Raw genomic sequence first — 4,615 nt, 5'->3', positions numbered from 1 at the left:
GGAGGAAGTGCTAATGGGTTCTGCCAAATCTCACGAGAAGAAACACAAGAAAGAATCAAAAGAGAAAAAGGTAAAAGGTTTGGAGGAAGAACTCAATATACGATATCACGATGTAAATCCGGAATGGAATTATACCATTTCGCCAAGGTTAATGAAATCAACAGAACAGGTTCAAAAGTAAACTTTATTTTGTTACATACGCTAACCTATGGCATGAGAGCTACCGCTGGAGCAATCGAGAAAGTGATCATTGATCGAGACGGTGGTAAGCCGGAGATACAAACTATCGGCGGCATTCCGGCTCAGGGCATCTGCGGATCGGGTATGATCGATCTTTTGGGACAACTTTACCTCTCTCAGCTTATTGACCGAAGGGGCAAGTTCAATACTGAGCTGGGTTCTCCCTATATCCGAAGAAAAGAAGGCTATTATGAGTACCTTCTGGTTCCTCAAGAAGAGTCAGTCCTGGGTGAGGATATAGTTCTGGCCGAGTTTGATATCGATAATATAATCAGAGCTAAGGCAGCTATCTATGCGGGCATCACCACTCTTTTAGAAGAAGTGGGCCTTTCCCCCACAGATTTGGACCGGATCTATATAGCCGGGGGTTTTGGCCGCTACATAAGTGTGGTAAATGCCATCGTTATAGGCATGTTCCCGGATGTCGATCCTCAGAAGTATTATTTTTTGGGCAACACAGCCATCGTGGGTGCCTATATGTCCCTTCTTTCCCTCAACAGACAGAGGGAACTGGAGAAATTAGCCAAGAATGTGACTCATATAGAGCTATCTGCCAATGTCAAATTTATGGACAGATACGTTTCGTCTCTCTTCCTGCCCCACACTAATATTGAGGAGTTCCCTACAGTGGAAAAGATGCTCTCTGGCTCTTGAAGCCTGTGAGTATAGCAGAGCTACTGGGAAAGAATTGTGACGATAAAGGCAAAAGTAGCTATGTGTGCAGATGGCCAAGGGGCAACTGGGGGTGGCCTGAAGGCTGCTGCACCAGGGCCGATAGGCAATTCCGACCATAAGTCCAAAGTCGACTGGCAGAGGGGAGTCAAGAAGTAGTTCTGAGGATATACACAAGGAATCGCCCATGCACCGCGGCGCACCACGTCGCATGAAAATTGTGTTATTTTCAAGGGAATCGCCCATGCACCGCGGCGCGCCACGTCGCATGAAAATTGCGTTATTTTCAAGGGAGGATGTAAATTGGGCAAAGTTATAGCCGTAGCCGGCAAAGGCGGTACAGGCAAAACCACCCTTTGCGGCCTTACCATACGCTATCTTTTGGAGAAGGGTCTCACTCCCGTCCTGGCCCTGGATGCCGACCCTAACGCCAATCTGAATGAGGTTTTGGGCGTAAAGGTAGAGTCAACCCTAGGAGACATACGGGAAGACGTAATTGATAAAGCTCCACCGGGTATGTCCAAAGATGAATATATGGAACTGAAGCTGGAGGAGTCTTTGGTAGAGGAGGAGGGTTTTGATCTTCTGGTAATGGGCCGGCCCGAGGGGCCCGGCTGCTACTGTTTTGCCAATGCCCTCTTCCGAAGATATATGGATAAGCTCATTAAGAGTTACAAGTACGTAATCATGGATAATGAGGCCGGCCTGGAGCATCTCAGCCGCAGGACCACCCGGGATGTGGACATCCTGCTTATTGTTTCCGATCCTACCCAAAGAGGTCTTATGGCGGCCCGGAAAATTAAGACTCTGGTCGAGGAGCTGTCCATTGGAGTAGAGGAGACTTTTCTGGTTCTCAATCGCACCTCAGCCAGGCAGGTAGAAGCCCTGGAAAGCAAGATCGGAGAGCTGGGATTTGATTTAATTGGCCATATCCCTCCTGACCCCCTTATAGAGGAGTTTGATCTAAAAGGAATTCCTCTGGTAAAATTACCGCAATCTTCTCTTGCCTTGCGAGCAGTTTTTGGTATAATGGAGAAGCTGGTGGCTGAGATTGTAACAGCCAGATAGGCAATGGTGCCAGGAGGGCAAGGAACTCAGGGACCCAGTACAGAGATGTGCACTGGGTCTATTTTCTGTTTTCGAGAAGAAAGAAGGTGTAGATGGATTACAGTGATCCTATAGATAGTTACACTGGAACTATTGGAACCTTATCTTTTGGGCATAAAAAACAAATTACAATAGGAGGGGAGGACTGTCTCTCCTTCTATACTTTTGAGGGGAAGATGCCCCACAAGCCCCTGGTGGCCCTGGAAGTGTGGGATATGGCTCCTGATAACTGGCCCAAGATTCTGAACGATATCTATGGTGATGTCTATGAAGATCCGGTCAAATGGGCCAGAAAATGTGTGGAGGAGTTTAAGGCCAGAGCCATCAGCATCAAGCTTGCCAGTACTGATCCCAATGGCCTGGGCAGGAGTCCAGAAGAAGCAGCTCAGGTGGTCAAAAAAATGGTAGAAGCAGTAGATGTTCCCATTATTGTCTACGGGACAGGAAATCTGGAGAAGGACGCCGAGGTGATGAAGAAGGTAGCCGAGGCCAGTGCGGAATCAGACATTATTATTGGGCCAGCCCAGGAGGACAACTACAAAGCTATCACTGCGACTGCTCTGGGATACAAAAAAAAGTCATTGGACAGGCCCCGGTAGACGTAAACATCCAGAAGCAGGTGAACATCCTGATTACTCAACTGGGGCTGGATCTGGATAGGATTATCATGGATCCCACTACTGGAGCTCTGGGATACGGGCTGGAGTACACTTATTCGGTTATGGAGCGGCTCCGCATAGCGGCCCTGAAACAGGGCGATACCATAATTCAGAGGTCCTTCATTATGGATATTGGTACCGAAGTCTGGAAGATCAAGGAAAACAAGCTCTCCTACGAGGAGGCTCCCACCCTTGGGGATCCGGAAAAAAGAGGAATTGCCTGGGAGGCTATCACCACCATGGCCTTTCTTCTGACTGGGGCAGATGTAGTCATACTGCGACATCCCCGGGCTGCTGAACTGGTGAATGAAATGATAGATGAACTAATGTGAGCCAGGCACTGTGGAGAGGGCTGGAGTTACGATCAATTGATGCGCTTTCTAAGAAATCTGTCATCCGGGGACCGCACTCTCGAGGATGAAAATGGGCAAGCTGTTTTCTAGCTAATTGCCCATGCGGAGGCGGCTCCTGCGAACAATGAAAACGAAGAATCTATTTTCTACCTGATTCGCCATGATGGGTCCATCACCCACGAACCATGAAATCGATGTAGAGTTGTAAGAGACGTAGGAAGGAGTAAGAAGCACCATGGCTTTAACTGGATTGGAGATCTTCAAAAAACTGCCCAAGACCAACTGCCGGGATTGTGGCTATCCCACCTGTCTTGCTTTTGCCATGAAACTGGCCGCTGGCCAGGAGAGTCTGGATAAGGCTATCTCCATGGGTGAAGAGCAGGTTCTTTTCCGCCATGAGAAGAGGTTCTTCCATGAAACAGCTTTAGGCATTCTTATTGAGGATAGTTACAGCGATGAAGAGATTGAGAGAAAGATTGAAGAGTTGGAGAGTGCCAGCTTCGAGAGGGTTGGCCAGACCCTCAGGGGCAATTTTGTTGCTCTCAGGTCCGTCTCTGATGACTCCGTTGCTTTTAAGTCCCTGGCTCAAAAGGTAGATAGGAGATGCCACTTCCCACTGGTCTTGATCAGCTTCGACGAGGAGGTCATGGCTGCTGGTTTAGCTGTGGTAGGCAACAAAAAGCCCCTTATTCATGCTGCCAATGCTCAAAATTACGAAGCTTTCGTCGCCCTGGCCAAGAATCATGGCTGCCCCCTGGCCATCTATGAGCCGGGAGGTCTGGATAAGCTGGCCGATCTGGTAGAGAAGGTCAGGGCTCTCGGAGTCCAGGATCTGGTTCTGGATCCGGGCTCATCTTCCCTGAAGGATTCTCTCCGAGATCTGGTTTATATAAGACGCTCTGCTCTCCTTAAGAAATTTCGGTCCCTGGGCTTTCCGGTTATTAGCCAGGCCTACCGTTTTGCGGAAGACAGTTTCAAGGAAGCCCTGGTAGCTTCGATTCATCTTTGTAAGTATGCGTCCATGGTAATTCTCCGCTCCATGGAGTCCTGGAAGATGTTCCCCCTTTTGATCCTGCGCCAGAATATTTTCACCGATCCCCAGAAGCCCATGCAGGTGGAGGAGAAGATATACGATATCGGGGATCCTGATGAGAATTCACCAGTTCTAGTCTCTACCAATTTCTCCCTCACCTATTTCATCGTCTCCGGGGAAATAGAAGCGAGCAAAGCACCCACCTGGCTTATGCTCATGGATTCGGAGGGTCAATCAGTCCTTACGGCCTGGGCAGCAGGTAAGTTCATCCCGGAGAAGATTGCCCTCTTCGTCAAAAAGAGTGGCATTGCCGAGAGGGTCTCCCATCGAAACCTGGTCATACCCGGCTACGTGGCCCAGATCAGCGGAGAGTTGCAGGCCGAGCTAGAAGACCAGGGTTGGAGGGTTATTGTTGGCCCCAGAGAAGCTGCTGATATCCCCAGGTTTCTGCAAGAGTACAAGTTCAAGTACGCCAGCTAGATCGTCAGGTTGCCAGGTTAGGGCTTGTAACAAAATAAAGTTGACTTTTTGTACCGGCCATGCTAAAATAA

6 protein-coding genes and 1 pseudogene are annotated in these 4,615 nt (G+C 49.0%); all 7 read left to right on the top strand.

The genetic code is table 11. The annotated features are described in order from the left end of the window. Window positions 1-181: hypothetical protein (locus HW443_RS09420; RefSeq protein WP_219857240.1), on the top strand; the 181-nt coding region annotated here is incomplete at its 5' end. Window positions 182-213: 32 nt separating this feature from the next. Then, the gene (locus HW443_RS09415; protein WP_176238099.1) at window positions 214-894 is read left to right on the top strand and encodes an ATP-binding protein; all 681 of its coding nucleotides are present in this window, start codon (window positions 214-216) and stop codon (window positions 892-894) included. Window positions 895-930: 36 nt separating this feature from the next. Beyond that, on the top strand, window positions 931-1,071 hold the full coding sequence (locus HW443_RS09410) for a hypothetical protein (protein ID WP_176235972.1): 141 nt from the start codon (window positions 931-933) through the stop codon (window positions 1,069-1,071). A 28-nt stretch (window positions 1,072-1,099) separates the two neighbouring features. Then, window positions 1,100-1,231 (top strand): hypothetical protein, encoded by a 132-nt coding sequence (locus tag HW443_RS13415; protein ID WP_258190494.1) that lies wholly within the window; start codon window positions 1,100-1,102, stop codon window positions 1,229-1,231. Beyond that, window positions 1,216-1,980, top strand: coding sequence for an ATP-binding protein (locus HW443_RS09405; protein ID WP_176236096.1), 765 nt, complete (start codon window positions 1,216-1,218; stop codon window positions 1,978-1,980). The genes HW443_RS13415 and HW443_RS09405 overlap by 16 nt, the downstream gene beginning before the upstream one ends. A gap of 92 nt (window positions 1,981-2,072) precedes the next feature. Beyond that, window positions 2,073-3,010 (top strand): annotated as a pseudogene (locus HW443_RS13995) (acetyl-CoA decarbonylase/synthase complex subunit delta). A 256-nt stretch (window positions 3,011-3,266) separates the two neighbouring features. After that, the gene (gene acsC, locus HW443_RS09395; RefSeq protein WP_176238098.1) at window positions 3,267-4,544 is read left to right on the top strand and encodes an acetyl-CoA decarbonylase/synthase complex subunit gamma; all 1,278 of its coding nucleotides are present in this window, start codon (window positions 3,267-3,269) and stop codon (window positions 4,542-4,544) included. The last annotated feature ends 71 nt before the right edge of the window (window positions 4,545-4,615 follow it).

The organism is Candidatus Hakubella thermalkaliphila (genome assembly GCF_013281975.1).
Lineage (GTDB): Bacteria > Actinomycetota > Humimicrobiia > Hakubellales > Hakubellaceae > Hakubella > Hakubella thermalkaliphila.
Note: the sequence above shows the minus strand (reverse complement) of the source record. Positions and strands in the feature narration are given on the sequence as shown.

What these genes read in the sequence shown, in the direction of transcription:
- HW443_RS09415 (WP_176238099.1), top strand. Translation starts at nt 214, where the DNA reads ATGAGAGCTACCGCTGGAGCAATCGAGAAAGTGATCATTGATCGAGAC.
- HW443_RS13415 (WP_258190494.1), top strand. Translation starts at nt 1,100, where the DNA reads ATGCACCGCGGCGCACCACGTCGCATGAAAATTGTGTTATTTTCAAGG.
- acsC (WP_176238098.1), top strand. Translation starts at nt 3,267, where the DNA reads ATGGCTTTAACTGGATTGGAGATCTTCAAAAAACTGCCCAAGACCAAC.